Consider the following 24,965-nt stretch of genomic DNA (forward strand, 5'->3'; position numbering starts at 1 on the left):
GGTGATTATTTCAGCAGGTTGGCGATCATGACGCCCAGGGCCACGATGCCCAGGCTGAAGATGACCGCCCGGAGGACGCGCGGCGAGAGCTTCCGGCCCACCTTCGATCCCATCAGGCCGCCGATGGTGGAACTGACGGCAATCAGCAGAACCACCAGCCAGTTGATCCGGTCAAAGGCGAAGACCAGGTAGGAGATGGCGGCCACCATGTTCACGCCGAGGACCAGGATGTTCTTCATGGCGTTGGCGTTCTGGATGGTCCCGGTGAGGAACACGCCGAGGATTCCCACCAGCAGGATTCCTTGTGCTGCGACGAAGTAGCCGCCGTACACGCCGGCCAGGTACACAAGCACCACCAGGAGGATCCCGTGGCGTTTGTCCCGTACGGCGTGCTCCGGATTGGCCTCGCGGTTGCGGACCCAGTCCTGGAGCCTGGGCTGGAACACCACCATCAGCAGCGCCAGTACCAGGAGCACGGGTGCGACGTAATGGAAGACCTGTTCGGGCAGGTGCAGCAGCAGCCAGGCCCCGGTGATCCCGCCGAGGACCGACGCCGGCAGGAGCCGGAGCACCTGGCGTCCCCGTCCTGCGAGCTCCCGGCGGTAGCCGAACGCACCGGCCGCGGTACCGGCGACGAGTCCCATGGCGTTGCTCATGGAAGCCACGACCGGGGCCACCCCCAGGGCGATGAGGACCGGGAAGGTGACCAGGGTCCCGGAGCCAACTACTGCATTGATGGTCCCGGCCCACAGGCCGGCGATGAACACAATGATGCTGCTGAAAAATTCCACAACGGTTGGGCAGGCGTGGCTTAACGGCGCGCGGTGGCGGTGTAACGGCCCGCGTTTTCGGACACGTCCAAGGGAAGGCCGAAAGTGGTGCTCAGGTGTTCTTCGGTGAGGACCTCGGTGATGGGGCCGGCGGCCACCACGCCTCCGTCGCGGAGCAGCATGGCGTGCGTGAAGCCGGGAGGCACTTCTTCGAGGTGGTGCGTGACCAGGACCATGGCCGGAGCAGCTTCGTCGCGGGCGAGCTCGCCAAGCTTGTGCACCAGTTCTTCACGTCCCCCAAGGTCCAGGCCGGCGCCCGGCTCATCCAGCAGCAGCAGCTCGGGATCGGTCATCAGGGCGCGGGCGATCTGGACACGCTTCCGCTCCCCCTCGGACAAGGTGGCGAAGGTCCGGTTGAGCAGCGGTCCCATGCCCCAGTCGTTCAAGAGCCGGAAGGCGCGCCGTTCGTCGTCGCGCTCGTACCCTTCCCGCCAGCGTCCGGTGACGCCGTACGCCGCGGTGACCACCACGTTGAGGACGTTCTCATGCTCGGGGATCTGGGTGGCCAGGGCTGCCGATGACAGGCCAATGCGTGGCCGGAGCTCGAAGACGTCCACCCGGCCAAGGACTTCGTCAAGGATGCCTGCGGTGCCGCTGCTGGGGTGGAGCCGGGCTGCCGCAATCTGGAGGAGGGTGGTTTTGCCGGCGCCGTTCGGGCCAAGGATGACCCACCGCTCGCCTTCGTTGACCTGCCAGTCGACCTTGTCCAGCAGGGTCTTTTTACCTCGGACAACGCTGACGGAGTCCAGTTCCAGAACATCACTCATAGGAATAGACACTAGGACAAAAAAGATGATGACTGATAACCGGTGTGAAGGTCCCAGGGAACCCCGAAGGCGGGTGCGCAACGAATGCAGGGGACCTTGTTGCCGCTCGATAAGATTGCAGGCATGACTTCGAACGTGACTGCGGTCAGCTATGGCCAAAATTTGACCCCCAACGGGCTGGAGCAGCTGCGTTCCGTCCTTGCTGCACAGGGCGCCGAGGTGCTGTCCGAGACCGGCCTGGGCGATGACCGCTACCAGGTGTCCTTGGCCGAACTGGACTTTCCAGACGACACGGCGGCCGGGCTCGCGTCCCTGCGGCGGGCCGTGGCGGAGGCCGCGATCGGGGGTTTTGACACCGCTCTGGTACCGGCTGGGCTGCGCGCCGCCGAACGGAAGCTGCTGATCATGGACGTCGATTCCACCCTGATCCAGCAGGAGGTCATCGAACTCCTGGCCGCGTACGCCGGCAAGCGGGAGGAAGTTGCCGCCGTGACCGAGGCCGCCATGCGCGGCGAACTGGATTTCGCGCAGTCCCTCCACGCCCGGGTGGCTGTCCTCGCGGGGCTGCCGGCCGACGTCGTCAATTCCGTCCGCCACGAAGTGAAACTCAGCGAAGGCGCCGCCGAACTCGTTGCCGCGTTCAAGGCCGCAGGCCACGTGGTGGCTGTGGTCTCCGGTGGCTTCAACCAGATCCTCGCGCCGATCGCCGCGGACCTTGGCCTGGACTACTGGCAGGCCAACGAACTGGAAATCGTGGACGGTGCGCTGACCGGCAAGGTGCTCGGCGCGGTGGTGGACCGGGCCGCGAAGGAGAAGTACCTGCGCGAGTGGGCCGCGGCGGAGGGCATCGCCCTTGAACACACTGTTGCCGTAGGTGACGGTGCCAACGACCTGGACATGCTCGGCGCCGCCGGCATCGGCGTAGCGTTCAACGCCAAGCCGGCCGTGAGGGCGGTCGCGGATGCCGCAGTGAACATGCCGTACCTGGACGCCGTCCGCTACATCGCCGGGGTCTGAGTCCCTGTTAACCAACTGATGGGCTCCGCCTGGCGGAGCCCATCAGGGGTTTAAGGGGTACAACAGCGGGCGGCTACTGGACGCCCTTGCCGAAGTAGTCTGCGCCGCCGGCGTACTCGGTGTGGCCGGACTCGACGTCGGCCGTGGCCATGCCGGCCACAACCTGGGCGAATTCCTCCACGGAATACAGCTTCCCGGCTTCGGCGCGGCGTGCCTCGATGGCACCTGGCGTGGAGCGGTCCAGGAGCGTGGCGGTGACGGTGCCTTCGATCATGTCCCCGGAGACCACCACGAGGGAGATGCCCTTCTCCGCGAGGTTGGGGATCAGTTCCCGGAGGGCGTCCTCACCGGCGCGCTTGCTGCGGGCAACGGGCTCGTAGGCTTCCATGGTGGGAACGGTGTTGATGAAGTGGGCCTGGTGGCTGGTGACAAACACCACGCGGGAGCCTTCCCGCATGAGGGGCACGGCGGCGTTGAGCATGTTGACCTGCGCGTCACGGTTCAGTTTGAGCGCGTAGTCCTCCCCCATTCCCGTTTCCATGCCGCCGGAAGCGTTCAGGACCAGGATGTCCAGGGACCCGAAGTTTTCCATGGCCGCGCTGGCCAGCGCCTGCACGCCTTCCTGCGTGGTGAGGTCGGCACCGATGGCTACCGCCCGGCCGCCGTCAGCCTCGATTCCCTGCACCACTTTGTTGGCGCGGGGCGCCTTCTGGCGGTAGTTGACGACGACGGCGGCCCCTTCCGAGGCGAGGAGCTTGGCTACGTCCGCGCCGATGCCCCGCGATGATCCGGTGACGATGGCCGTCTTGTTGTCCAGCAGTCCCATACGAGCTTCCTTTGTTCGAAACATCCAAATCGTTGTGGCCTGCAGTCCATCATGCCAGCGGCTGTTCCCAATGCCTTTGTCCGACCTCGACAAATAAGCGCCGCCGGCCTAGTTCGCTGCATGGCCGTGGGCAGGACCGGTCAGTGCCCCATGCCCAGGCCGCCGTCCACCGGGATGACGGCCCCGGAGATGTAGGCGGCTTCGTCGCTGGCGATCCAGCGGACCACATTGGCAACCTCTGACGCTTCGGCGAAGCGGCCGGCCGGAATGCTGGCCAGGTAGTCCTTCTGGGTTGCTTCGGGGAGTTCGGCGGTCATGTCGGTATTGATGAAACCGGGGGCCACCACGTTGGCGGTGATGCCGCGTGAACCAAGTTCGCGGGTGAGGGACCGGGCGATGCCCACCAGTCCGGCCTTGGACGCGGAGTAGTTGATCTGGCCCGGAGCGCCATACAGGCCGGACACCGAGGAGATCAGGACGACGCGGCCCTTGCGCAGCCGGATCATCCCTTTGGACGCACGCTTGATGACGCGGAACGCGCCGGTGAGGTTGGTGTCGATCACGGAGGTGAAGTCGTCCTCGCTCATGCGCAGCAGCAGCGTGTCCTTGGTGATGCCGGCATTGGCCACCAGGACTTCGACGGGGCCGTGGGCGGCTTCCACTGCCTTGAAGGCTGCGTCCACGGAGGCCTCGTCGGTCACGTCGGCCTTGACCCCGAGGATTCCCTCCGGCAGCTGCGATTCACTGCGGTAGGTCACGGCCACTTTGTCGCCGTTGGCCAGGAATGCCTGTGCGATTGCCAGGCCGATACCGCGGTTTCCGCCGGTGATCAGGACGCTGCGGGCTGCGGAAACTGCTTCAGTCATAGAGGGCTCCGGTTTTCTGCGGCAGGCTGGGCCGCGGTTGCAGTGAGTGGTTTGGGCTGCCTCCGATCTTAGCGGCAGCCCCGGTACGGGTTTGGGCAGCACTGCCGATGGTGCGAGAATTGAGGGAAGCCTTTGGAGCGTGATTATTCACCGTGACCCTTGAAAACCATGCGGGACATTCCGCGCCCGGAGAACCGGGCCGGTTCTCCGGCGATACCGAGGTACACAGCATTACCGAAGCTGCTGGAGCGCACTCGGAGGACATGCGACAGCGGATGATCAAGTACGCCCTGGCAATGGGCATCCGCATGGTTTGCCTGGTCATGATTTTCGTAGTGGACGGCTGGTTCAAGATCATTGCGGTGGCCGGCGCGGTGTTCCTTCCCTGGGTGGCGGTGGTCATAGCCAACGGCAACGACAAGGCCGAAGGGCACAGCGACCTGCTGATCGATTCCGCGCCCCTGGCGGAGCTCGAAAGCCCAGCTCCCCCGGCCGAGGACGAAGAAGCAGGGAGCGCGGTGCTCCAGGGCGAACTGGTAGCAGACGACGAGGAACAGGGAGAGGAGCGGCAGGCGCCATGAGCCTTTTCGATTTCGCAGCAGGATCGGACATGGCATCGGAGTCAACGGCTCTCTGCTCGCGGAAGGCCTGCAGGTCCGAAGCGTCCTGGCAACTCCTCTGGAACAATCCCAAGATCCACGCTCCCGAGCGGCGGAAGACCTGGCTGGCCTGCGCGGAGCACCGGGTATGGCTTGAGGACTATCTGCAAACGCGGGGACTCTGGAAGGAAACCCTTCCCCTGCAGGCGGACGCGGTCCCCCTGGAGCAGGACATCTGAATGTACCGCTTCCTCTTCTCCAGCAAGTGGCTGGGCTATCTCCTGCTGGCCGCCATCTTTGCCACGGCCTGCGTCTTCCTGGGCCGCTGGCAGATGGACCGCCGCGCCGAAACCCTTGCCGAAATCAACAGGGTCGTCAACAACTATTCGGCAACCCCCATCCCTTTCTCCCAGGCGAAGGACCAGTTCGCGCAGCTGGACCCGGCCAAGGAATGGACCCAGGTTGAGCTCAAGGGAACCTACGATGCTGCCGGCCAGCGCGTGGTGAGGAACCGGCCCCTCAACGGCCAGCCGGGGTACGAGGTTGTTGTCCCGTTCCGGCTGGACAGCGGCGAAACCGTGGTGATCGACCGGGGTTGGCTGCCCATCGGAAACAAGAATCCCGGCAGTCCGGATTCGGTGCCGGCGCCCCCGGCCGGTGAGGTGACCGCCGTCGTGCGCTTGAAGCACAGCGAGCCCGAGCTGCAGCGCGGGGCACCCACGGGACAATTGGCGTCCATCGACCTGCAAACTTATGCGGCGCAACTGGGCTATCCGGTGTTCACGGGGGCGTACGGCCAGCTGGCCTCGGAAACGCCCGCTGTTGCCGACATGCCCGTGGCGTTCCCCAAGCCGTCCACGGACGAGGGGACGCACCTGTCCTACTCCCTGCAGTGGTTCGCGTTCGGCGTGCTCATGTTCGTCGGCTTTGGCTATGCGGCGCGGCAGCAGGCGCGCAACGCCGCGATTGACGCCGAGGATGAGGAGACGCCCGCCGACGGGGCCGTCCACTCCGCCGTCCCGGCTGCCCGCCGTCGGCCGGCACCAGCGCGGAAGCGCACCAAGGCGACGGCCGAGGAAGAAGAAGACGCCCTCCTGGACGCGCAGGGGTTCTAAGAATGAGCGGGTACGACGCCGGCCCGGTCGCCTTGGTGCGCTCGGCACTGCTCGAAGCAGGGTTACCGGATACGGTGCGGACTTTTGCTGCCGGCGTCCCCACCGCCTTGGCAGCGGCGGAAGCGCTGGGGTGCGACGTTGCGGCCATTACCAACAGCCTGGTTTTTGAACTGGACGGCCGGCCGCTGCTGATCCTCGCCAGCGGCGCGGCGCGGGTGGACACGAAGCTGGTGGCCGGGCAGCTGGGCCACGGCAGGATCCGCCGGGCCTCCCCCGACTTTGTCCTGGAGCACACGGGCCAGCAGGTGGGCGGCGTGGCACCGGTGGGCCACCCCGCGCCCATCAGGACCCTGCTGGATACCAGCCTGCGGGAACACGAAGTGCTCTGGGCCGGAGCAGGCGACCATAACTCCATGTTCAGCATCACCTACCAGCAGCTGCTCCGCATGACCGCGGCCCGGGAGCTGACCGTCCGCTAGGCTAGGGTGATCAGGTCCAGGTAGTCCTCGTTCCAGAGGTCCTCCACACCGTCCGGGAGCATGACGACGCGTTCGGGGTTGAGGGCCTCCACCGCGCCCTCGTCGTGGCTGACCAGGACGACGGCGCCGGTGTAGTTCCGCAGGGCGCCCAGGATTTCGGCGCGGCTGGCGGGGTCCAGGTTGTTGGTAGGTTCATCGAGGAGCAGGACGTTGGCGCTGGAAGCCACGATGGTGGCCAGGGCCAGGCGGGTCTTCTCTCCGCCGGAGAGGACGCCGGCGGGCTTGTCGACGTCGTCGCCGGAGAACAGGAACGAGCCCAGGATGCCGCGGACCTCGGCGTCCTTCATGTCCGGCGCGGAGGAGCGCATGTTCTCCAGCACGGTGCGGTCGTGGTCCAGGGTTTCGTGTTCCTGGGCGTAGTAGCCCACCTTGAGCCCGTGGCCCGGGATGACCTCGCCGGTGTCCGGTGCGTCCACGCCGGCGAGCATGCGCAGCAGGGTGGTCTTGCCGGCGCCGTTGAGCCCCAGGATGACCACCTTGGAACCGCGGTCGATCGCCAGGTCCACGTCGGTGAAGATTTCCAGCGAACCGTAGGATTTGCTGAGCCCGTCCGCGGTGAGCGGGGTCTTGCCGCAGGGCGACGGATCGGGGAAACGAAGCGCTGCCACGCGGTCCTGCTCGCGGACCGCTTCCAGGCCGCTGAGCAGCCGTTCGGCACGCTTGGCCATGTTCTGCGCGGCGACGGCCTTGGTGGCCTTGGCCCGCATCTTGTTGGCCTGGTCCATGAGGACCTGTGCCTTCTTTTCGGCATTGGCGCGTTCACGCTTGCGGGCGCGCTCATCCGTTTCGCGCTGCTGGAGGTAGCGCTTCCAGTCCATGTTGTAGAAGTCGATCTGGGCACGGTTGGCGTCCAGCAGGAACACCTTGTTGACGGTGGCTTCCAGCAGGTCCGTGTCGTGGCTGATGACGATCAGGCCGCCCTGGTGGTTCTTCAGGAAGTCACGCAGCCAGGCGATGGAGTCGGCGTCGAGGTGGTTGGTGGGCTCGTCCAGCAGCATCGTCTCGGCATCGGAGTACAGGATGCGGGCCAGCTCCACGCGGCGCCGCTGCCCGCCGGAGAGCGTCTTCAGCGGCTGGTTCAGCAGGCGGTCGGGGAGAGCGAGGTTGGAACAGATCGACGCCGCTTCAGCCTCGGCCGCGTAGCCGCCCGCGGCCAGGAACTCCGATTCCAGCCGGTCGTAGCGGTTCATGGCCTTCCGCTGGACCTCGGGGTCCTCGCTGGCCATCTCATCGTGCGCCTTGCGGAGTTTGCCGACGACGATATCGAGGCCACGGGCAGAGAGGATCCGGTCCCGGGCCAGCTGTTCCATGTCAGGGGTCCGCGGATCCTGGGGAAGGTAGCCGATTTCGCCGCTGCGGGTGACCTTGCCGGCAGCCGGAAGCCCCTCCCCTGCAAGGACGCGGGTCAGCGTGGTCTTGCCGGCCCCGTTCCGGCCCACCAGGCCGATCTTGTCCCCTTTGTCGATGCGGAAGCTCACCTGGTCCATGAGGAGCCGGGCGCCGGCACGCAGTTCAAGATCCTGGACAGTAATCACAGCAGGTAAGGCCTTTCACAAACAGGGATAAGCCGCGGCCCGGAGCGTCTGTGGTTGGGCGGGGCGGTAAACGGCCGGAGAACGGCACAGTCCAGTCTACCGTCCAGCGGGCCACCGCATTTTCAACGTCCGGGCCAGTGGATTATCGGTGCCGGCACCGGCCGTGGCGTGCGGATGCCGGCTTCCTGCACCCATGGAGAATGGGGTGCATGGAATTTGACCGTCTCCTCCAGGTCCGCCGCATCTATGCCCAGCCTGAAGCTTTGGAGCTGCCCCGTGGCCAGGAGATCGTGGCACGCTGGCCGGATGCCGATGTCGTGCTGGTGGAGAACCATTGGAACATTCCGGACGTGCACGGTGACGAAACGAACGTCCCGCGCTGGTCACGGATCAAGACGGAGGCGCTGGTCCTCGGCGTGAAGAAGTCGCTGGCCGTCAAGCCCAACGGGCGTTCGGCGGACTTCATCGCACCCTCGACCGCGAACGGGTGCGCCATGGCGTGCGCCTACTGCTATGTTCCCCGCCACAAGGGCTACAGCAACCCGGTCACCGTGTTCGCCAACATCGGGCAGATCGCCGGAGCCATCGAACGGCATGCCGCCCGCCAGGGGATCAAGTTGGAGCCCAACCAGTGCGACGCTGAGCTCTGGGTCTATGACATCGGAGAAAACAGCGACTGCTCCGTAGACGCCCTGATCAGCGACAACGTGGAAGAGCTGGTCGCGTTGTTCCGCGAACTGCCCAACGCCAAGCTGTCCTTCGCCACGAAGTTCGTCAACCCCGCGATGCTGGAATGGGACCATGGCGGCCACACCAGGATCCGCTTTTCATTGATGCCCGCGGACCTGGCAAAGTCCATCGATGTCCGCACATCGCCGGTTGCCGACAGGATGGCCGCCATCAACGATTTTGTTGCAGCCGGCTACGAAGTGCACGTGAATTTCTCCCCGGTCATCATCACGGATACCTGGCTTGCGGACTGGGAACAACTGCTGCGCCAACTCGACGCAACCCTGACCTCCGAAGCCAAAGCCCAACTGGCGGCGGAGGTCATCTTCCTCACCCATAATGAGCAGCTGCACAACGTCAACCTTGGCTGGCACCCACAGGCAGAGGAGGTGCTGTGGCGTCCCGGCCTGCAGGAAGCCAAGGTCTCGTCGAACGGCTTCAGCAACGTCAGGTACCGCGCCCGGGCGAAGGCCGGTTACGTGCGGCAGCTCTCCACACTCGTCGCCGACATAGCGCCGTACTGCCGGATCCGCTACGCGTTCTAGCGGAGGCTGTTGTTCGCCGCGCGGCGTCAGCCCTGGTGATTCTCCGACTGCCGGCGGGCGGCCGCGTCATGACCGTCCTTGGCTTCTTTGGCCTTGCCAAACGGCAGCACTTTCATCAGCGGGCCCACGACGGCCAGGACCACCAGGCCCCAGGCAAGTCCCAGTACCGCCGAGCACAAAGTGTTGACGAGCCACGCGAGGAGGCCGCCGACGGCTGGAACGGATTCCACCGGGTGCTCCAGGGCGTGGACGAGGTCGTAGGGTGCGTGCCAGCCGAGATCGTGGGCCCCCTGCAGCATGATGTGGCCGCCAACCCACAGCATGGCAATCGTGCCGACGAACGTGATGGCCGCCAGGACGGCCGGCATCCCCCTGACGAGCAGTTCACCGATGCGCTTTGAACGTGACGAGTCCTTGTCCATCAGGTGCAGCCCGATATCGTCCATTTTGACGATGAGGGCCACCGCACCGTAAACCAGCACCGTGATGGCAAACGCCACCAGCACCAGAATGAACGCCCGGACCCAAATGGATTCCGTTGCCACCTCATTCATGGAGATGACCATGATTTCGCAGGACAGGATGAAGTCGGTGGTGATGGCGCCCTTGACCACTTTTGCCTCGGCATCGTGCCCGCGCTCCACGGCCGGAGCCTCCCCGGCGTCATGATGGCCGCCACGGAACTTGTGCCAGACCTTCTCCGCTCCTTCATAGCAGAGGTAGGTACCGCCGAGCATGAGGATGAAGGGGATGATCCCGGGAACGAACGCACTGATGAGCAGCAGGGCCGGGAGGATGATCAAGAGCTTGTTGCGAATCGAGCCCCAGAAGATCTTCTTGATCATTGGCAGTTCCCGGGCCGGGTCCGCACCTGAGACGTACTGCGGGGTGACGGCGGCGTCGTCGATGACCACGCCCGCGGCCTTGGCTCCGGCCTTTGCGGCGCCGGCCGCGACGTCGTCCACCGAGGCGGCCGCGATCCGGGCCAGCGCTGCCACGTCATCGAGCAGGGCGACGAGACCGCCGCTCACAGCCGGCCTCCGCGCAGTGTGCTATTGCGGCGGTGGGGATTTGGGGCAGGGTGCGTGATGGGCATGTTCGGAGTATATTGCAGGGCGCCGGGCGTCCTCAGCCCTTCTGCAGTTCCTCGGCGAACATCACAATGATTCCGCTTGGGCCGCGCACATAGGAGAGTTTGTAGACGTCGCCATACGTTGCGACGCCGCGCAGCGGGTGGCAGCCGTGCCTGGCAGCAATGCCAAGGGCATCCTCGATGCTGTCAACGGAGAAGGCCACTCGATGCATGCCGATTTCGTTGGGCAGGGTGGGCTCTGTGGGGATTGCATCGGGGTGGATGTATTCGAACAGTTCGAGGCGGCCGATGCCGTCCGGGGTCTGGAGGAGGGCAATTTTGGCGTGGTTGCCCTCCAGGCCCACAGCCGTGTCTGCCCAGTCGCCGCTGACCGTGTCCCGTCCCAGGACGGTGAGGCCGAGGTCGGTGAAGAACGCGATTGTTGCTTCCAGATCGCTGACGGCGATGCCGACGTTTTCAAGTTTGATGGGCATACGGCACAGGGTACCAAGCAGGCGCTTCCCGCAAACCCCTGTTTTGGCGCGCAGTCTGCTGCCTGAGTCCCGCTCATGGCGGCAGACAGATGTGCCGACATGTCGTGTGACAGTCCTTAAACCGGCGTAACCAGTATTCGGCTGGGTTGGGGTCGTCCAGCGGTCGAGCGATTGTCCGGCTGGAAGTCAGTGGCGAAGCCACAGCGGACCCGGGCGGGACGCCTCGGCAATGCGGCAGCGCCCAGCCCAGTTGCGGACCGCCGCTGGGATCTTGACCTCATACTTGCATCTTGCAACTATGAGCCGCATGAGCCTCTTCATCACCTGCCCGGTTGACAGCGTTGAACGCGCCACCGCTTTCTACGCCGCACTGGGGTGGACTCTTAAACCGGAAATGTCCAATCAGAACGTGTCATGTTTCGCGATCGCACCAGAGCAGTTCGTCATGCTCGGCAGCCGCGAGATGTATGCGAGCGTCGGCGGCGCCGAGGAGCTGGTAGGCGGACCCGATACGCCGTCAAAGGTCACTGTCTCGTTTGATGTCGGGAGCCGTGAGGCGGTCGATGAGCTCGTTGAGCGCGCCGGTGCCGCCGGCGGGCGGATCGGTGATACCGACGACTACCCCTTCATGTACCAGCGCCAGTTCGACGATCCTGACGGTTACCACTACTCGCCGTTTTGGATGAAACCGGACGCCGATCCGGCCGAGTGAGTGATCCGCCGCGGCCCGGCGTGGCGCGGGATCTTCCCTGCAGGCGAACTGACACTGATGAGCATCCATCTGATCTCAGCTTGAGCTAATACTGGTCCGGTTCAGACCATCTACGAACCCGTGGGCCCTGACAGCACAGTCGGGACGTATTCAACCAGCTGGATGCGTCCATCGAAGGTCCGGCTGCCGATCATGTCGAGGGCGACGTCGGGGTACCCGTCGTAGATCCTCTCTCGGCCGGTGCTCCCGGTGATGACGGGGAAGATGACCACGCGGAAGCGGTCCACGACACCTGCCTTCAGTAGCGACCGGCACAGCCTGAGGCTGCCTATCGTGCGCATTGACGTCGTCCCGGCTGCCTTCATCTCTCGCACGGCCTCAACGGCGTCCCGCGCGACGAGTTGAGCGTTAGCCCACGCGAGGGGTTCGCGCAATGTCTTCGAGAACACGATCGTCGACAGACCGGCCAGAGGTTCGGTACCGGGTTCGCCGGCAGCGGAGAGGCCTGACATGACGCGGTACGTCGTTGCCCCCATCAGCACGGTGTAGTCGACTTCGGGGGTATCTCCGAGCCATGCCAGGTATTCGGGCCCTTCAAGTCCCCACCAGCCCGGCCAGCCGTCCGCAGCCGCGTAGCCGTCGAGCGAGGTGATGAAGTCGATGAGGAGTTCGGGCATCGTCGGGTCCTTGTCCGAGAATTTCAGCTGGTGCGTTCATCCTCTCTCCGATGTAAGGCGGCTACAACGCCTGCTTGCCTGCCCACCAATGCAAAGCCCGAATGCCGGAAGCGTTCGCCATCCCCGAAACCGACGTTCGGGCAGCAGGTCAGCCCGCCAGGACAATGACCTTGCCGGGCACGCGGCCAACGCTCGCCTCCGCGTGGAGGGCAGGCAGTTCCGCGAGGGGAATGCGTCGGGTGACTTCGACGGTGAGTTGCCCGTCGTCGACCAGGGATACCAACTCTGAGAGGCGTTCGCGGTTGGGACGGACGTAGACGGTGGCAGCACGCACACCACGCGTCTCGTCGCCCGGCGTCTGCATGAATGCCGTGGTGCTGACCACCGCGCCGCCATCGCGTACCAGGGCCACCAGCGCAGCAAATTGCTCCGGCTCGATCGGAGCCAGGTTGAGCAGCACATCCACCTGCCCGTCGACGGCGCCGAGCAGGTCGACGGCCGTATGGTCGATGACCTCATCCGCGCCTGCCGCGCGGACAGCGTCGATACTGCGTGGACTTGCGGTTGCCACCACGTGCACGCCGGCGCGCTTCGCGAGTTGGATGGCGTATTTGCCCACCACACCGCCGGCGCCGACAATGAGCAGCCGCTGCCCCGCCTCCAGCTGCCCCTCGTCAACGAGGGCTTGCCAGGCCGTCAATGCCACAGAAGGCAGTGCCGCTGCATCAGCCAGTGGAATGGTCGCCGGGGCGGCCACGACCGCATCGGCGGGGGCAATGACGTAGTCCGCGGCGCCGCCGTCCTGTTCCATGGGCAGGAACCCGATGACCGGATCGCCTGCCGAAATACCCTCGACGTCTTTGCCTACCGCATCGACGATGCCGGATACGTCATAGCCGGGAACGTGCGGCAGCACCACCGGGATCGGCAGGAATCCCGCCCGCATTCCGTTATCGGCCGCATTGAAGGCGGACGCGGCTACACGCAGCCGGACCTCTCCAGCGGCCGGCACCGGCTGCTCGATCTCCGTGAGCTGAAGCACCTCGGGGCCGCCTGCCTCGTGAAACTGCACTGCCTTCATGATTGTCCCTTTCAGTTGATGCTTCGAATTTGAAGCAATGGAATGAAGGTAGCATTGCTTCGAACTCGAATCAATCCCTAGGATGGAACCATGGACGAAGCACCCTTGAACCTGACCCCCACCCAGCTCGGGGCGTATTTCGCGTTCACGGAGGTCAGCAGCCTGCTCCGCCACGCAGTGGAGAAACAGCTCCGCGATGCCGGTGACCTCAGCTACGTCCAGTTCCAGCTCCTGGCCCGCCTCGGAGACGCCCCGGACGGGCAGCTGCGCATGACGGACCTCGCCGACGGCGTTGTCTACAGCCGCAGCGGGCTGACCTACCAGGCGCAATCGCTCGAACAGCGCGGCCTCGTCTCCCGCTCCCCCTCCCCCGAGGACGAACGCAGCACCGTCCTGACACTCACCGACGCCGGCCGCACCGTGCTCGGGGCCGTGTTCCCCGGCCATATCAACGCCGTGCGGAGCTTGCTGTTCGCGGCCCTGTCAGACAGCGACGTTGACGACCTCGCGCGCATCCTCGGCCGGGCATCCGCGCACCTCCGCGCAGCTCCGCCGCGCTCAGCCGCACCCCGCCGTCGGAAGGCAACCTAGGAGCCAATTTGTGCCCAGCCCAACGCAGCCCGCACCCGGCGTAGTAGACCCCCTACAAAATAGGCACCGTTCCACCCCGGTAACGTCGGCGGTACATTAGATTCCGCTTGTACAACCCCGACAGGACCGCCATGAGCAACACCCGCACCACTACACCGAACAGCCAACCGACAGGACGCCGCCGCTGGAACGGCACCGACCTGGGGCTTATTGCCGTCTTCGCCGCCCTCGTCGCCGGCGCAGCACTCGTGCCGGGGTTGGCCCTGAACGGTTTTGGCGTCCCCATTACCTTCCAGACCCTCGCCGTGATGCTCACCGGCCTGGTGCTCGGTCCTGCCCGCGGACTTGCCGCCGTCGGGCTCTACACCCTCCTGGGGCTCGCCGGCCTGCCCATCTTCAGCCAGGGCCGCAGCGGCCTGGGCATCCTTGCCGGCCCCTCAGCCGGCTACATCATCGCTTTCCCCATCGCGGCGGGAGTGGTGGGCTGGCTGGCCACCATCATCATCAAACGCACCAGCAAGGCCCGCGCGCTTTGGTTCTTCCTCGCCGCCACGGCCACCAGCGTTGTGGTGGTCCACACCCTGGGCATTTTGGGCATCGCCCTGAACTCGAAGGCAACCCTGGAACAGGCCTTCGTGGGCGACCTTGTCTTCTACCCCGGCGACGTCATCAAGAACATCCTTGCGGCGGCCATCGCCGTCGCGCTGCACCGCGCCTTCCCCGATGTCCTGGTCCGCCGGGTACGGCGGCAGGCCGCCACCCCTGCAACGGCGTAGGACTGCAAGCCATGCCCACCGTGACATTCGACAAGGTAACGGTTGCGGTCCAACAAGAGGATTCCCCGCAGCCCAAGGTCCTCCTTGATGACGTCAACCTCCGGCTGGACGAACCACGGGTGGGCGTCATCGGCGCCAACGGCTCCGGCAAGTCCACGCTGCTGCGGCTGGTCAACGGGCTGGTCCAGCCCACCACGGGCACGGTGGCGGTCGACGGCGACGACACAGAACGTGCCGTGCGGAAAGTCAGGCGGAACGTCGGTTTCGTCTTCACCGACCCTCTCTCCCAGCTGGTGATGCCCACCGGCCGGGAGGACGTGGAGCTGTCACTGCGCCGCTCGGTGAAGAACGGAGCCGAGCGGCGCAGCCGGGCCGAGGCTGCCCTGGCGCGGCTCGGCCTCCTGACGCTGGCAGACCAAAGCATCTACGAACTCTCCGGCGGCGAACGGCAGCTGATGGCCCTCGCCGCCGTCCTGGCCATTGACCCCAAGGTCCTGGTCCTGGACGAACCGTCAACACTGCTGGACCTGCGCAACCGCGAGCTGCTCCGGAGGACCCTGGCGGGCCTGGACCAGCAGATCATCATGTCCACCCACGACCTGGACCTTGCCCTGGAAATGGACCGGGTGCTGGTTATCGAACAGGGGCGTGTGGCTTTCGATGGCGCACCGGCCGACGCCGTGGCAGCCTACCGTTCCTGGTGCATGGACGGGCTCAACAGGATCAACACCGCAACGGACACGCCATGAGGGGCCACGGATTCCTCCTGGCCAATTACGTGCCGGGGAGCTCGTTCCTCCACCGGTCACCGCTGGCGCTGAAGTTCCTCCTCGTGGTTGGGTGCGGCCTGGCATCCTTCGTCATCGTGGACTGGGGCGTCTCTGCTGCGGTCCTGGCAGTTCTCGGCGGACTCTTCCTGGCGGCAGGCGCCGGGGGGAAGAGGCTTTGGGGGGCTGTCCGGCCGCTGGTCCCCGTGCTCCTGGTGGTGGGACTCTTCCAGGCGTGGCAGCTGGGCGCACCCACCGGCGCAAGGATTGTGCTGAACATCCTGGTGTGCGTCGTTGCTGCGTCCCTGCTCACCGCCACCACTCCGGTGCAGCAGCTGCTTGACGGCGTCGTCCGGCTGGCACGCCCCTTCGAAAGGTTCGGTGCCGACCCTGAGCGTTTCGCGCTGACCATCGGCATCATGCTCCGCAGCATTCCGTACATCGCGGGAACATTCGCTGACGTACGGGACTCCGCGCGGGCAAGGGGCCTGGAACGCAATCCGCGGGCCCTGGTCCTGCCGGTGTTCATCACCTCCGTGGCCTACGCACGGCAAACCGGGGAAGCCCTCGCCGCCCGCGGCCTGGGCGAGGCCGAGGACTGACGGGGCACGCTAAAACCCGGCTCAGCAGCCCAGGCGCCGGTACTCCAGGAGCGCGGCCGTTCCCATGCCGCCCGCCATGCTGATCATCGCCATCGCCAAGGTGCCATCGACTCCCGATTTCCGTGCCTGCGCGAACAGCCGGGTCACCAGGACGGCCCCGGAGGCCCCGTAGGCGTGCCCCAGGGCCAAAGCACCGCCATCCAGGTTCACCCCCGCCGGATCGATCCCCAGCTCATCGAGGCATGCGAGCGTTTGCGAGGCGAACGCTTCGTTGAATTCCACGAGGTCCAGGTCCCCGGCCGCGACACCGGCCCCGGCCAGCACCTGCCGGGCCGCGCTCGCGGCACCGATCCCCAGCACCCCCGGAGCAACCCCGGCGGTGTGGGTACCGCGCACCAACAGCGCGTCACGGGCGCCCAGTTCGCGTGCACGCTGCAGCGATGTCATCACGACGGCGGACGCTGCGTCCGCGTCGAAGCACGAGTTCCCGGCGGTGACGGTGCCCCCGGCGACGAAGGCGGCAGGGAACCGCGCCATGATTGCCGGGGTGAGGCCGGCCCGCGGTCCGTCATCGGTGGCGACGGTGCCTCCCGGGGTGGGCAGGGCTACGATTTCGCCCTCAAAGGTCCCGTCCCGCCCTGCTGCCAGGGCTTTCCGGTGGCTGGTCAGCGCAAACGCATCCTGCCGGTCCCGGCCGACACCGTATTCCTGCGCCACCGTCTCGGCGGCCACGCCCATGTCCGGATCGCCGAAGCTGTGCGGCACAAACTGGGCGCGATGGTAGAACTCCGGACCGCCGTCGTCGTTCCGGTGCGCACGCAACGGTGCCGTACTGGTGCTTTCCACTCCGCCGGCAAGGTATACCGGGTTGCCGCCGCCGGCGACCAGCCGTGCTGCGAGGACGATGGCGTCCAGGCCGGAGCCGCACTGCCGGTCCACGGTGAGCCCCGGAACGGTGACCGGCAGCCCGGCTTCCAGGAGGGCAAGACGGGCCACGTTTCCGCCGCCCCCCACGGCATTGCCGATGACGACGTCGTCAACGGCGGACGGCTCCAGGGCGGCCTGGCCGACCAGCTCCCGCAAGACCGGGGCCAGGAGTTCATGGGAGCGCAGGGCCCGCAAAGGCCCATTGATCCGGCAGACCGGTGTCCGGAGGGCGGCGATGATGACCGGCTGCCGCTCCGCCGGGAGATCCTCAGCCACCAAGGCTGCGCACCCGCGGGTCCCTGGCGTTGATCCATTCCAGCAGCAGGCTGCGGCTGACCTTGCCGCGGTCCGTGGTGGGGAGTTCGGGCAGGACGTAGTACTGCAGCGGCCGTTTGTCCCTGGCCAGGAGCTCCTCCAGCCCGGCCCGCAGCTGGGTGGCGGTGATTCCGCCCTGGGACGGGACCACGCCGGCCACCACACGCTGCCCGCGCAGGTCGTCAGGCATGCCGGCAGCCACCGCTGCGGCCACCCCTGGAACGGCGGCCAACGCCAGTTCAACCTCATGCGGGTAGACGTTCCGCCCGGCGGTAAGGATCATGTCCGCACGCCGGCCCAGGATGTGCAGCTCCCCGTCCGCCAGATAGCCCTGGTCCCCCACCGTGAACCAGCTCCCGAACGAGCGCAGGGCCTCGCCGTCGTCCCCCCACAAATAGCCGTTGCTGACCATGCCGCTGCGGACGCAGATATTGCCGTAACTGCCCTCCGGCACCCCGGCGCCGGCGTCATCCCGGATGCTGACCTCGACGCCGGGAAAAGGCCGGCCTATGCCGGTCCCACCCGGCGTGCCGGACCGACCGGCCGCCAGTCCGAGTCCGGAGACGAAGCTGAGCTCGGACGCACCGTAGTACTCGTAGATCGTCGCGTTGGGCGCCCAGCGCCGGGCGGCTTCAAGGGTCCTGGCATCGAGTTTGGAACCGGCACAGATGATGGTCCGGATCCCCGATGCGTCAACGCATCCGGTCATGCCGCGTTCACTGAGCATCCGCAGCATGGTGGGCACCAGCACCAGCCGGGTTACCCGGTCGTGCGTAATAGCCGCATGGACGTCGCCGACGTCGAACGACTCCAGCGTTTGGAACTCGGAGCCGGCATAAAGGCATTCGGCCAGGGCATACAGGTTCAGGCTGGCCGCCAGCGGGCCGGGCGCGAGGGTCACATCATCCTGGCGCAGGCCGAAGAACTCGATGGACGCGTCAAAGGACTGCTGCCACGAGTCCCGGGAGCGGGTGAAGGCCTTGGGCACCGACGTGGTTCCCGAGGTAAGGCCAATGAGGAATCCGGTGTCCGGCGGCCCGTCGGCCAGGGCGTCGTCCGGGTCCACCTGGGCAGGAACCGCGCACGCCTCAACCCGGCGGACGATGTCCTCCTGCAGGGCGGCGGGCCAGGAGGGGTCGAGGACCGCGCACTGCCGGATGCCGGCGACCGCCGCAGCGAACCTGGCCGCGAAATCCACCGAATTGGCCTCGCAGAGGGTGGTCACCGACTTTGTCTCCGCCACCAGCTCTGCGGCAGCGTCCCGCAGCTCCGCCCAGTCCAGCCGGCGCCCGGCGACCACGACGGCGGTGTGGTGGGGCCGCTGCTCCGCCCAGCGCTGGATCTTGTTCAGGAAAGGCACGGACCAACTTTACCGGCAGGCACGGATTGAGCCTCCGGGCCGCGGGTATTGTGACGTTATGAGTTTCAACGACAACGCGCAGCTGGATCCGTCCCAGGTCCAGGACCGGCGGGGCATGGGCACCGGGGTCAAGGTTGGGGGCGGGATTGGCGGCGGATTGGTGCTGCTCATTGCGCTGCTCTTGGGCGTCAACCCCAACCTCCTTGGCGGGTTGACCGACGGCGGGACTGCCGGACAATCCCAGGGCACCGCACCTGCCTGCACCACCGGTGCGGACGCGGATGCCCGCCTCGACTGCCGGATCACCGGTACGGTCAACAGCCTCAACGCCTTTTGGCCCGGCTACCTTAAGAAGTACAACGTGCAGTATCCCCGCCCCGAAGCAGTGATCTTCAGCGGCGGCACCAATACCGCTTGCGGGGCCGCCACCTCGGAGGTGGGTCCGTTCTACTGCCCCACCGATACCACCGCGTACTTCGACCCAGGGTTCTTCCAGGAACTCGTGGACCGGTTTGGCTCCTCCGGCGGCCCGCTGGCGCAGGAATATGTGGTGGCCCACGAGTTTGGCCACCACATCCAAAACCTGCTGGGCGACCTGGGGCGGGCCCAGCAGGACCCCCAGGGACCCGAATCCGGTTCCGTGCGGACCGAGCTGCAGGCTGACTGCTACGCAGGATTGTGGGCCAAGTATGCCTCCAGCACTCCGGACCCGGCCACCGGCCAGCCTTACCTGGAACCGCTCACCCAGCAGGATGTCAACGATGCCCTCTCGGCGGCCGCGTCCGTGGGTGACGACCGGATCCAGAAGGCGGCCACGGGGCGGGTCTCCCCCGAGGGCTGGACGCACGGGTCCAGCGAGGAACGCCAGCGCTGGTTTGCCCGCGGCTACCAGTCCGGGGACATCAAGCAGTGCGACACCTTCAGCGCCGCCACCCTTTAACCGGGCCCACGCCTGGCCCTACGCCACCGAGGGGCGTAAAGGGCCGGTGGGGACGACGACGGCGGGCCACCTTCCCAGGGGAAGGTGGCCCGCCGTCGTCGTACTTATTCAGATGTTGAAGCCGAGGGCCCGCATCTGGTCCTTGCCGTCGTCGGTGATCCGCTCGGGACCCCAGGGCGGCATCCATACCCAGTTCAGGCGCCAGTCGTCCACAACGCCGTCCAGGGCCTGTCCCACCTGCTCCTCGAGAACATCGGTGAGCGGGCAGGCAGCAGTGGTGAGCGTCATGTCGATCAGCAGGGCGCCGTCGTCGTCGGAGTACTTGAGGCCGTACAGCAGACCCAGGTCCACCACGTTGACGCCAAGCTCAGGGTCGATGACGTCCTTGAGCGCCTCTTCGACGTCCTCCAGGGCCGTTCGGCCCGGCTTGATTTCGGTCATGACAAGTCCTTACTAGGCCTGTGCTGCGGCAGCAGCCGCGATGGTGGCTGCACCGGCGCCCGTGGCGTAACGGTCGTAGCCCTCTTCCTCGAGGCGGTCGGCCAGCTCGGGGCCGCCTTCCTCGACGACCTGACCGTCCACGAACACGTGGACGAAGTCAGGCTTGATGTAGCGCAGGATGCGCGTGTAGTGAGTGATCAGCAGGGTGCCCATGTTGCCTTCGGCGTGGGCGCGGTTGACGCCCTCCGAGACGATCTTGAGGGCATCGACGTCCAGGCCGGAGTCAGTCTCGTCGAGGACGGCGAACTTGGGCTTGAAGAGCTCGAGCTGCAGGATCTCCACGCGCTTCTTCTCGCCGCCGGAGAAGCCTTCGTTGACGTTGCGCTGGGCGAAGTCGGCGTCGATCCGCAGCTTCTCCATCGCGGCCTTGACGTCCTTGGTCCAGGTGCGCAGGGCCGGCGCCTGGCCGTCAATGGCGGTCTTGGCGGTGCGGAGGAAGTTGGTCATGGTGAGACCGGGAACCTCGACCGGGTACTGCATGGCCAGGAAGACACCGGCGCGGGCGCGCTCGTCGACGCTCATGGCCAGGACGTCTTCGCCATCCAGCGTGATGGTGCCGCTGGTCACGGTGTAGCGGGGGTGGCCGGCGATGGTGGATGCCAGCGTGGACTTGCCGGAGCCGTTGGGGCCCATGATGGCGTGCGTTTCGCCGGTCCTGATGGTCAGGCTGACGCCCTTCAGGATCTCCTTGGTGCCCTGCTCCGTGTCAATGCTGACGTGCAGGTCCTTGATCTCAAGAGTTGACATGCTCTTCTTTCTTCTTCGTTCGTAAGTCCGGTGCTGCGGGCGCTCAGTAGTTGTTTACTGCCGCGCCGTTCAAAACGTTGGTGACGTCCACGTAGACGTCGTCGCCATCGAGTTCGACGGCGAAGACGGGCACGGGATCGTAGGCAGGGAGCTGGAGGGGCTGGCCGCTGCGCAGGTCGAACTGGGAGCCGTGCCCCCAGCACTCGATGGCGCAGCCTTCCACGTCGCCCTCGGACAGTGAGATGTCCGCGTGCGAGCAGGTGTCGCCGATGGCGTGGATGTCGCCCATCGAGTCCCTGACGACTGCCACAGGATAGCCGTCCACCAGGATGCGCAGCGCCTGCTTGACCTTGATGTCATTGGCGCTGCACACCAGCTCGCCCTTGGGAGTCCCGTTCATGCGTTCGTGCCCGTCCGTCCTAGTAGTCGATTGCGGTGAGTTCGCGTTCCACAGCCTCGGTCAGGCGCTCTTCGAGGGCCGGAACCTTGATCTGCTGGATGATCTCGTTCAGGAAGCCGCGCACCACCAGCCGGCGGGCAACATCCTCGGGGATGCCGCGCGCCATCAGGTAGAACAGGTGCTCGTCGTCGAAGCGGCCGGTGGCACTTGCGTGGCCGGCGCCTTCGATCAGGCCGGTTTCGATCTCGAGGTTCGGAACGGAGTCCGCGCGGCAGCCCTCGGTCAGGACCAGGTTCTGGTTCTTTTCGTAGGAGTCGGTGCCTTCGGCCTGCTTCTGGATGAGGACGTCGCCAACCCAGACCGTGTGCGCACCCTTGCCCTGCAGCGCGCCCTTGTACAGGACGTTGGACTTGCAGTTGGCCACGTTGTGGTCCACGAAGGAGCGGTGCTCGAGGTGCTGGCCGGCGTCGGCGAAGTAGAGGCCCAGGAGCTCGGCCTCGGCGCCTTCACCGGCGAAGCGGACGTTGGAGTTCATCCGCACGATCTTCCCGCCGAGGGAGACGGCAATGTGCTTGTAGACCGCATCCTTGGCGACCTCGGCGTCGTGCTGGGCCAGGTGCTTGGCGTCGTCGCCCCACAGCTGCAGTGAAACGACAGTGAGGTGGGCGCCTTCGCGGACCAGGATCTCCACGTTGCCGTTGTGGTCGGCCGAGCCGTCGTGTTCGATGATCACCACCGCACGGCTGTTCACCCCGGCTTCGATCACATGGTGGGAGTTGGTGCGCAGTCCCGCCCCGTTGCCGGTCAGGACGAGCCGGACCGGGGCGTCCAGTTCGGTGTTGGCCGGGATCGAGATGAACTGGGCCTCTTCCGAGTTGGCGGAGCCGACGACGGCGGCCCGGTCGGCCGGGACCAGGGTGGCACCGCGGGGGGCCTCACCGGCCCGCAGGGTTCCCTGGCGGACAGCCTCGGGCGCTTCGACGGAGACGCCCAGGGCGCCGGCTTCCGCGGCCGTGTCGGAAAGCAGGTTCGCCAGTTCGCGCACCGGAGTGAAGCGCCACTCCTCTTCGCGGCCGTTCGGCAGCGCGAAATCGGCCACCTTGTGGCTGGTGAGGCGCTCGGCGCGGGAGGCCATGACCTGTACGCCATGGCTGTGGTGGCGGTCCACCTTGGAGGCAACGAGGTGTTCGCCCTCCTCGGTGAAACCGGCGATCGACGGTGCGCCGATGCGCGCCTTTTCAGTAGTAGCTTCGGCAGTCATTAACCGACGGATCCTTCCATCTGGAGTTCGATGAGGCGGTTCAGCTCAAGGGCGTATTCCATGGGCAGTTCACGGGCGATCGGCTCAATGAAGCCGCGCACGATCATGGCCATGGCCTCGTCCTCGGGCATGCCGCGGGACATGAGGTAGAACAGCTGCTCCTCGCTGACGCGGGAGACTGTGGCCTCGTGTCCCAGCTGGACATCGTCCTCGCGGATGTCGATGTACGGGTAGGTGTCAGACCGGGAGATGGTGTCCACCAGGAGCGCGTCGCAGCGCACGGTGTTGGCCGAGTGCTTGGCGCCTTCCCGGACCTGGACCAGGCCGCGGTAGGCGGCGCGGCCGCCGCCACGGGCAACGGACTTGGAGATGATGGAGCTCTTGGTGTTCGGCGCGATGTGGACCATCTTCGAACCGGTGTCCTGGTGCTGGCCTTCGCCCGCAAACGCGATGGACAGGGTTTCGCCCTTGGCGTGCTCGCCCACCAGGTAGACGGCCGGGTACTTCATGGTGACCTTGGAGCCGATGTTGCCATCGATCCATTCCATGGTGGCGCCGGCTTCGCAGATGGCGCGCTTGGTCACCAGGTTGTAGACGTTGTTCGACCAGTTCTGGATGGTGGTGTAGCGGACGCGGGCGCCCTTCTTGACGATGATTTCCACCACGGCGGAGTGCAGCGAGTCCGAGGTGTAGATCGGCGCGGTGCAGCCTTCGATGTAGTGGACGTAGGAGTCCTCGTCGGCAATGATCAGCGTGCGCTCGAACTGGCCCATGTTTTCCGTGTTGATGCGGAAGTAGGCCTGCAGCGGGATCTCCACGTGGACGCCCTTGGGCACGTACACGAAGGAGCCGCCGGACCAGACGGCGGTGTTCAGCGAGGCGAACTTGTTGTCGCCCACCGGGATAACCGTGCCGAAGTACTCCTGGAAGATCTCCGGGTGCTCTTTCAGGGCAGTATCGGTGTCCAGGAAGATGACACCCTGCCGTTCGAGGTCCTCACGCAGCTGGTGGTAGACAACCTCGGACTCGTACTGGGCGGCGACACCGGAAACAAGGCGCTGCTTTTCGGCCTCGGGGATGCCCAGCTTGTCGTAGGTGTTCTTGATGTCTTCGGGCAGGTCATCCCAGGTGGCAGCCTGCTTCTCGGTGGACCGTACGAAGTACTTGATGTTGTCGAAGTCGATGCCGGACAGGTCCGCGCCCCAGGTGGGCATGGGCTTGCGGTCGAAGTACTTCAGGCCCTTGAGGCGCAGGTCAAGCATCCATTCCGGCTCGCTCTTTTTAGCCGAAATGTCCCGGACAACCTCTTCGTTGAGCCCACGGCGCGCATTGGCGCCGACATCGTTCTTGTCAGCCCAGCCGTACTCGTAGTTGCCGATGCCGTGGAGCTCGGGATTCTTTTCCAGAATCTCCGAGATCACAGTGTTTTCGGCTACTGCTTTCTCTGATAGTTGGTCCGTCATCACGGCCTTTCTTGCTGATGGTTGATTACTTCGTCCAGGCCGGCGGGGGCTGCGGCCGGCACGGTGGCCGGTTTGGCAGGCAGCCTGCCTGTAGGAATGTGGGTGGTGCAGACGTGGCCGCCGCGGGCCAGGGTGGACAGGCGGCGGACGTCCACTCCGACCAGTCGTGAGAACACTTCGGTTTCGACGTCGCAGAAGACGGGGAAGCGGGCGGCGAGCTGCTGGATGGGGCAGTGCCCCTGGCAGAGCTGCACGCTGGACAGTGCGGCGGGCAGCGGCGCCTTCGCTTCGATGGCGGCGGCGGAAGCCACGAAGTTGTCCCGGCTCAGAGCGGCCGAAAGTGCCGTGGCGCGGTCCCGGATGTCCGGGCCTGCTTCCTCGATTTCGGGTGCGTAGCGCCGCTCCATGTCCGCGAATCGTTCTTCCGCGAAGGCGCGCACCGCGTCCGGGCCGGCAACCTTCTGCAGCTGCTGGAGGGCCAGGGCGGCGATGTCCAGGTAGTCATTGCCCAAGCTCGATTGGCCCTGTGAACTCAGGACGTAGCGGCGGGCGGGACGGCCTGCACCCGCGCCGGGCTTCGCCACCCTTTTGACCTCGATGACGCCTGCACGGGAGAGGTGGTCCAGGTGCCGGCGGACAGCCGCCGGGGTGAATCCCAGCATGTCTCCGAGCTCGGCGGCGCTGACGGGTCCGTGTTCCAGGACGGCAGCGAGCACCCGGTCACGGGTACGCTCGTCGGCATCAGCCACGGGAGCCGGCCCCGCCAAGGGCACAGCGGCAGCATTGGTCATGGAATACACAACACAATCATGTCGTAATTTAGTCCACGACTCCAGTAAGGGCAGGCTGACCTTGGGTCCTGCCGGAATGTGACCGCGCGCTTCCCGTGCCACCCGGGAGTGCCGCCCGGC

29 protein-coding genes are annotated in these 24,965 nt (G+C 66.0%); 12 read left to right on the forward strand and 17 right to left on the reverse strand.

Annotation, left to right across the window (positions count from 1 at the left end):
- Window positions 1-5: 5 nt before the first annotated feature.
- Together QRM96_RS01745 and QRM96_RS01750 are read right to left on the reverse strand one after the other, a co-directional pair.
- The gene (locus tag QRM96_RS01745) at window positions 6-791 is read right to left on the reverse strand and encodes a sulfite exporter TauE/SafE family protein (protein WP_018761301.1); all 786 of its coding nucleotides are present in this window, start codon (window positions 789-791) and stop codon (window positions 6-8) included.
- Window positions 792-811: 20 nt separating this feature from the next.
- On the reverse strand, window positions 812-1,597 hold the full coding sequence (locus tag QRM96_RS01750) for an ABC transporter ATP-binding protein (RefSeq protein WP_018761300.1): 786 nt from the start codon (window positions 1,595-1,597) through the stop codon (window positions 812-814).
- A 123-nt stretch (window positions 1,598-1,720) separates the two neighbouring features.
- On the opposite strand from QRM96_RS01750, the gene serB reads away from it, so the two are divergent.
- Window positions 1,721-2,614 carry a phosphoserine phosphatase SerB gene (gene serB / locus QRM96_RS01755; protein ID WP_026264458.1) on the forward strand — a complete coding sequence of 298 codons (894 nt, stop codon included), beginning with the start codon at window positions 1,721-1,723 and terminating at the stop codon, window positions 2,612-2,614.
- Window positions 2,615-2,687: 73 nt separating this feature from the next.
- Here the strand turns inward: serB and QRM96_RS01760 are convergent, their stop codons facing one another.
- Window positions 2,688-3,440, reverse strand: coding sequence for an SDR family oxidoreductase (locus QRM96_RS01760; RefSeq protein ID WP_285318112.1), 753 nt, complete (start codon window positions 3,438-3,440; stop codon window positions 2,688-2,690).
- Window positions 3,441-3,580: 140 nt separating this feature from the next.
- A complete protein-coding gene (locus tag QRM96_RS01765) occupies window positions 3,581-4,306 on the reverse strand; it encodes a beta-ketoacyl-ACP reductase (protein WP_018761297.1) in 726 nt (241 codons plus the stop codon).
- Window positions 4,307-4,458: 152 nt separating this feature from the next.
- Between QRM96_RS01765 and QRM96_RS01770 the strand changes: the two genes are divergently transcribed.
- Genes QRM96_RS01770 through QRM96_RS01785 form a run of 4 tightly spaced genes read left to right on the forward strand, consistent with a single transcriptional unit; the run spans window position 4,459 to window position 6,499 of the window.
- Window positions 4,459-4,887, forward strand: coding sequence for a DUF3099 domain-containing protein (locus QRM96_RS01770; RefSeq protein ID WP_018761296.1), 429 nt, complete (start codon window positions 4,459-4,461; stop codon window positions 4,885-4,887).
- A complete protein-coding gene (locus QRM96_RS01775; protein ID WP_018761295.1) occupies window positions 4,884-5,144 on the forward strand; it encodes a hypothetical protein in 261 nt (86 codons plus the stop codon). The genes QRM96_RS01770 and QRM96_RS01775 overlap by 4 nt, the downstream gene beginning before the upstream one ends.
- Complete coding sequence (locus tag QRM96_RS01780) at window positions 5,145-6,020, forward strand: SURF1 family cytochrome oxidase biogenesis protein (RefSeq protein ID WP_018761294.1); 876 nt, start codon at window positions 5,145-5,147, stop codon at window positions 6,018-6,020. It begins immediately after the preceding gene.
- Window positions 6,021-6,022: 2 nt separating this feature from the next.
- Window positions 6,023-6,499 (forward strand): YbaK/EbsC family protein, encoded by a 477-nt coding sequence (locus QRM96_RS01785; RefSeq protein ID WP_018761293.1) that lies wholly within the window; start codon window positions 6,023-6,025, stop codon window positions 6,497-6,499.
- On the opposite strand, the gene QRM96_RS01790 is transcribed toward QRM96_RS01785, so the two are convergent.
- Complete coding sequence (locus QRM96_RS01790; RefSeq protein ID WP_018761292.1) at window positions 6,496-8,094, reverse strand: ABC-F family ATP-binding cassette domain-containing protein; 1,599 nt, start codon at window positions 8,092-8,094, stop codon at window positions 6,496-6,498. The genes QRM96_RS01785 and QRM96_RS01790 overlap by 4 nt on opposite strands.
- 209 nt (window positions 8,095-8,303) lie before the next feature.
- Here QRM96_RS01790 and QRM96_RS01795 point away from each other — a divergent pair, with 209 nt between their 5' ends.
- Entirely contained in the window at window positions 8,304-9,368 is a 1,065-nt protein-coding gene (locus QRM96_RS01795) for a spore photoproduct lyase family protein (RefSeq protein WP_109044613.1), read from the forward strand.
- 26 nt (window positions 9,369-9,394) lie between these two features.
- Here QRM96_RS01795 and QRM96_RS01800 read toward each other — a convergent pair whose 3' ends face one another.
- Both QRM96_RS01800 and QRM96_RS01805 read right to left on the reverse strand, forming a co-directional pair.
- Window positions 9,395-10,399: a DUF808 domain-containing protein gene (locus QRM96_RS01800; RefSeq protein WP_018761290.1), complete on the reverse strand. Its 1,005-nt coding sequence runs from the start codon at window positions 10,397-10,399 to the stop codon at window positions 9,395-9,397.
- Window positions 10,400-10,496: 97 nt separating this feature from the next.
- Window positions 10,497-10,934 carry a VOC family protein gene (locus tag QRM96_RS01805; RefSeq protein ID WP_285318114.1) on the reverse strand — a complete coding sequence of 146 codons (438 nt, stop codon included), beginning with the start codon at window positions 10,932-10,934 and terminating at the stop codon, window positions 10,497-10,499.
- Window positions 10,935-11,241: 307 nt separating this feature from the next.
- On the opposite strand from QRM96_RS01805, the gene QRM96_RS01810 reads away from it, so the two are divergent.
- On the forward strand, window positions 11,242-11,646 hold the full coding sequence (locus QRM96_RS01810) for a VOC family protein (RefSeq protein WP_285318115.1): 405 nt from the start codon (window positions 11,242-11,244) through the stop codon (window positions 11,644-11,646).
- A 110-nt stretch (window positions 11,647-11,756) separates the two neighbouring features.
- On the opposite strand, the gene QRM96_RS01815 is transcribed toward QRM96_RS01810, so the two are convergent.
- Both QRM96_RS01815 and QRM96_RS01820 read right to left on the reverse strand, forming a co-directional pair.
- On the reverse strand, window positions 11,757-12,323 hold the full coding sequence (locus QRM96_RS01815) for a dihydrofolate reductase family protein (RefSeq protein ID WP_285318116.1): 567 nt from the start codon (window positions 12,321-12,323) through the stop codon (window positions 11,757-11,759).
- A 148-nt stretch (window positions 12,324-12,471) separates the two neighbouring features.
- A complete protein-coding gene (locus QRM96_RS01820; protein WP_285318118.1) occupies window positions 12,472-13,404 on the reverse strand; it encodes an NADP-dependent oxidoreductase in 933 nt (310 codons plus the stop codon).
- Window positions 13,405-13,494: 90 nt separating this feature from the next.
- Here QRM96_RS01820 and QRM96_RS01825 point away from each other — a divergent pair, with 90 nt between their 5' ends.
- The 4 genes from QRM96_RS01825 to QRM96_RS01840 all read left to right on the forward strand — a co-directional run bounded on the left by QRM96_RS01825 (window position 13,495) and on the right by QRM96_RS01840 (window position 16,140).
- Window positions 13,495-13,995, forward strand: a complete 501-nt coding sequence (locus tag QRM96_RS01825; RefSeq protein ID WP_018761285.1) for a MarR family winged helix-turn-helix transcriptional regulator — start codon at window positions 13,495-13,497, stop codon at window positions 13,993-13,995.
- A gap of 131 nt (window positions 13,996-14,126) precedes the next feature.
- On the forward strand, window positions 14,127-14,771 hold the full coding sequence (locus QRM96_RS01830; RefSeq protein WP_109044618.1) for a biotin transporter BioY: 645 nt from the start codon (window positions 14,127-14,129) through the stop codon (window positions 14,769-14,771).
- A gap of 11 nt (window positions 14,772-14,782) precedes the next feature.
- Window positions 14,783-15,520 carry an energy-coupling factor ABC transporter ATP-binding protein gene (locus QRM96_RS01835; RefSeq protein WP_109044619.1) on the forward strand — a complete coding sequence of 246 codons (738 nt, stop codon included), beginning with the start codon at window positions 14,783-14,785 and terminating at the stop codon, window positions 15,518-15,520.
- Window positions 15,517-16,140, forward strand: a complete 624-nt coding sequence (locus tag QRM96_RS01840; RefSeq protein ID WP_133831529.1) for an energy-coupling factor transporter transmembrane component T family protein — start codon at window positions 15,517-15,519, stop codon at window positions 16,138-16,140. Before QRM96_RS01835 ends, QRM96_RS01840 begins: the two co-directional genes overlap by 4 nt.
- Before the next feature lie 21 nt (window positions 16,141-16,161).
- Here the strand turns inward: QRM96_RS01840 and QRM96_RS01845 are convergent, their stop codons facing one another.
- Both QRM96_RS01845 and QRM96_RS01850 read right to left on the reverse strand, forming a co-directional pair.
- Window positions 16,162-17,346, reverse strand: a complete 1,185-nt coding sequence (locus tag QRM96_RS01845) for a thiolase family protein (protein ID WP_285318121.1) — start codon at window positions 17,344-17,346, stop codon at window positions 16,162-16,164.
- Window positions 17,336-18,742, reverse strand: a complete 1,407-nt coding sequence (locus QRM96_RS01850; RefSeq protein ID WP_285318122.1) for a class I adenylate-forming enzyme family protein — start codon at window positions 18,740-18,742, stop codon at window positions 17,336-17,338. Before QRM96_RS01850 ends, QRM96_RS01845 begins: the two co-directional genes overlap by 11 nt.
- Window positions 18,743-18,800: 58 nt before the next feature.
- Between QRM96_RS01850 and ypfJ the strand changes: the two genes are divergently transcribed.
- Window positions 18,801-19,682, forward strand: coding sequence for a KPN_02809 family neutral zinc metallopeptidase (gene ypfJ / locus QRM96_RS01855; RefSeq protein WP_285318124.1), 882 nt, complete (start codon window positions 18,801-18,803; stop codon window positions 19,680-19,682).
- A 108-nt stretch (window positions 19,683-19,790) separates the two neighbouring features.
- Here ypfJ and QRM96_RS01860 read toward each other — a convergent pair whose 3' ends face one another.
- Genes QRM96_RS01860 through QRM96_RS01885 form a run of 6 tightly spaced genes read right to left on the reverse strand, consistent with a single transcriptional unit; the run spans window position 19,791 to window position 24,845 of the window.
- Window positions 19,791-20,123, reverse strand: coding sequence for a metal-sulfur cluster assembly factor (locus QRM96_RS01860; RefSeq protein WP_018761278.1), 333 nt, complete (start codon window positions 20,121-20,123; stop codon window positions 19,791-19,793).
- A gap of 12 nt (window positions 20,124-20,135) precedes the next feature.
- A complete protein-coding gene (sufC, locus tag QRM96_RS01865; RefSeq protein ID WP_285318125.1) occupies window positions 20,136-20,930 on the reverse strand; it encodes a Fe-S cluster assembly ATPase SufC in 795 nt (264 codons plus the stop codon).
- A gap of 43 nt (window positions 20,931-20,973) precedes the next feature.
- Entirely contained in the window at window positions 20,974-21,330 is a 357-nt protein-coding gene (locus tag QRM96_RS01870; RefSeq protein ID WP_018761276.1) for a non-heme iron oxygenase ferredoxin subunit, read from the reverse strand.
- Between the two features lie 19 nt (window positions 21,331-21,349).
- Entirely contained in the window at window positions 21,350-22,591 is a 1,242-nt protein-coding gene (sufD, locus tag QRM96_RS01875; protein WP_109044624.1) for a Fe-S cluster assembly protein SufD, read from the reverse strand.
- A complete protein-coding gene (gene sufB / locus QRM96_RS01880; RefSeq protein ID WP_018761274.1) occupies window positions 22,591-24,054 on the reverse strand; it encodes a Fe-S cluster assembly protein SufB in 1,464 nt (487 codons plus the stop codon). The genes sufD and sufB overlap by 1 nt, the downstream gene beginning before the upstream one ends.
- Window positions 24,054-24,845 (reverse strand): helix-turn-helix transcriptional regulator, encoded by a 792-nt coding sequence (locus QRM96_RS01885; RefSeq protein WP_109044703.1) that lies wholly within the window; start codon window positions 24,843-24,845, stop codon window positions 24,054-24,056. The genes sufB and QRM96_RS01885 overlap by 1 nt, the downstream gene beginning before the upstream one ends.
- Window positions 24,846-24,965 lie beyond the last annotated feature (120 nt).

The organism is Pseudarthrobacter sp. lyk4-40-TYG-27, from assembly GCF_030209295.1.
In the GTDB taxonomy this organism is placed as follows: domain Bacteria; phylum Actinomycetota; class Actinomycetes; order Actinomycetales; family Micrococcaceae; genus Arthrobacter.

What these genes read in the sequence shown, in the direction of transcription:
- QRM96_RS01765 (WP_018761297.1), bottom strand. Translation starts at nt 4,306, where the DNA reads ATGACTGAAGCAGTTTCCGCAGCCCGCAGCGTCCTGATCACCGGCGGA.
- QRM96_RS01805 (WP_285318114.1), bottom strand. Translation starts at nt 10,934, where the DNA reads ATGCCCATCAAACTTGAAAACGTCGGCATCGCCGTCAGCGATCTGGAA.
- sufB (WP_018761274.1), bottom strand. Translation starts at nt 24,054, where the DNA reads ATGACGGACCAACTATCAGAGAAAGCAGTAGCCGAAAACACTGTGATC.
- QRM96_RS01815 (WP_285318116.1), bottom strand. Translation starts at nt 12,323, where the DNA reads ATGCCCGAACTCCTCATCGACTTCATCACCTCGCTCGACGGCTACGCG.
- QRM96_RS01840 (WP_133831529.1), top strand. Translation starts at nt 15,517, where the DNA reads ATGAGGGGCCACGGATTCCTCCTGGCCAATTACGTGCCGGGGAGCTCG.
- QRM96_RS01860 (WP_018761278.1), bottom strand. Translation starts at nt 20,123, where the DNA reads ATGACCGAAATCAAGCCGGGCCGAACGGCCCTGGAGGACGTCGAAGAG.
- QRM96_RS01775 (WP_018761295.1), top strand. Translation starts at nt 4,884, where the DNA reads ATGAGCCTTTTCGATTTCGCAGCAGGATCGGACATGGCATCGGAGTCA.
- sufC (WP_285318125.1), bottom strand. Translation starts at nt 20,930, where the DNA reads ATGTCAACTCTTGAGATCAAGGACCTGCACGTCAGCATTGACACGGAG.
- serB (WP_026264458.1), top strand. Translation starts at nt 1,721, where the DNA reads ATGACTTCGAACGTGACTGCGGTCAGCTATGGCCAAAATTTGACCCCC.
- QRM96_RS01825 (WP_018761285.1), top strand. Translation starts at nt 13,495, where the DNA reads ATGGACGAAGCACCCTTGAACCTGACCCCCACCCAGCTCGGGGCGTAT.
- QRM96_RS01810 (WP_285318115.1), top strand. Translation starts at nt 11,242, where the DNA reads ATGAGCCTCTTCATCACCTGCCCGGTTGACAGCGTTGAACGCGCCACC.
- QRM96_RS01780 (WP_018761294.1), top strand. Translation starts at nt 5,145, where the DNA reads ATGTACCGCTTCCTCTTCTCCAGCAAGTGGCTGGGCTATCTCCTGCTG.
- QRM96_RS01785 (WP_018761293.1), top strand. Translation starts at nt 6,023, where the DNA reads ATGAGCGGGTACGACGCCGGCCCGGTCGCCTTGGTGCGCTCGGCACTG.
- sufD (WP_109044624.1), bottom strand. Translation starts at nt 22,591, where the DNA reads ATGACTGCCGAAGCTACTACTGAAAAGGCGCGCATCGGCGCACCGTCG.
- QRM96_RS01835 (WP_109044619.1), top strand. Translation starts at nt 14,783, where the DNA reads ATGCCCACCGTGACATTCGACAAGGTAACGGTTGCGGTCCAACAAGAG.
- QRM96_RS01870 (WP_018761276.1), bottom strand. Translation starts at nt 21,330, where the DNA reads ATGAACGGGACTCCCAAGGGCGAGCTGGTGTGCAGCGCCAATGACATC.
- QRM96_RS01830 (WP_109044618.1), top strand. Translation starts at nt 14,127, where the DNA reads ATGAGCAACACCCGCACCACTACACCGAACAGCCAACCGACAGGACGC.
- QRM96_RS01820 (WP_285318118.1), bottom strand. Translation starts at nt 13,404, where the DNA reads ATGAAGGCAGTGCAGTTTCACGAGGCAGGCGGCCCCGAGGTGCTTCAG.
- QRM96_RS01885 (WP_109044703.1), bottom strand. Translation starts at nt 24,845, where the DNA reads ATGACCAATGCTGCCGCTGTGCCCTTGGCGGGGCCGGCTCCCGTGGCT.
- ypfJ (WP_285318124.1), top strand. Translation starts at nt 18,801, where the DNA reads ATGAGTTTCAACGACAACGCGCAGCTGGATCCGTCCCAGGTCCAGGAC.
- QRM96_RS01750 (WP_018761300.1), bottom strand. Translation starts at nt 1,597, where the DNA reads ATGAGTGATGTTCTGGAACTGGACTCCGTCAGCGTTGTCCGAGGTAAA.
- QRM96_RS01795 (WP_109044613.1), top strand. Translation starts at nt 8,304, where the DNA reads ATGGAATTTGACCGTCTCCTCCAGGTCCGCCGCATCTATGCCCAGCCT.
- QRM96_RS01760 (WP_285318112.1), bottom strand. Translation starts at nt 3,440, where the DNA reads ATGGGACTGCTGGACAACAAGACGGCCATCGTCACCGGATCATCGCGG.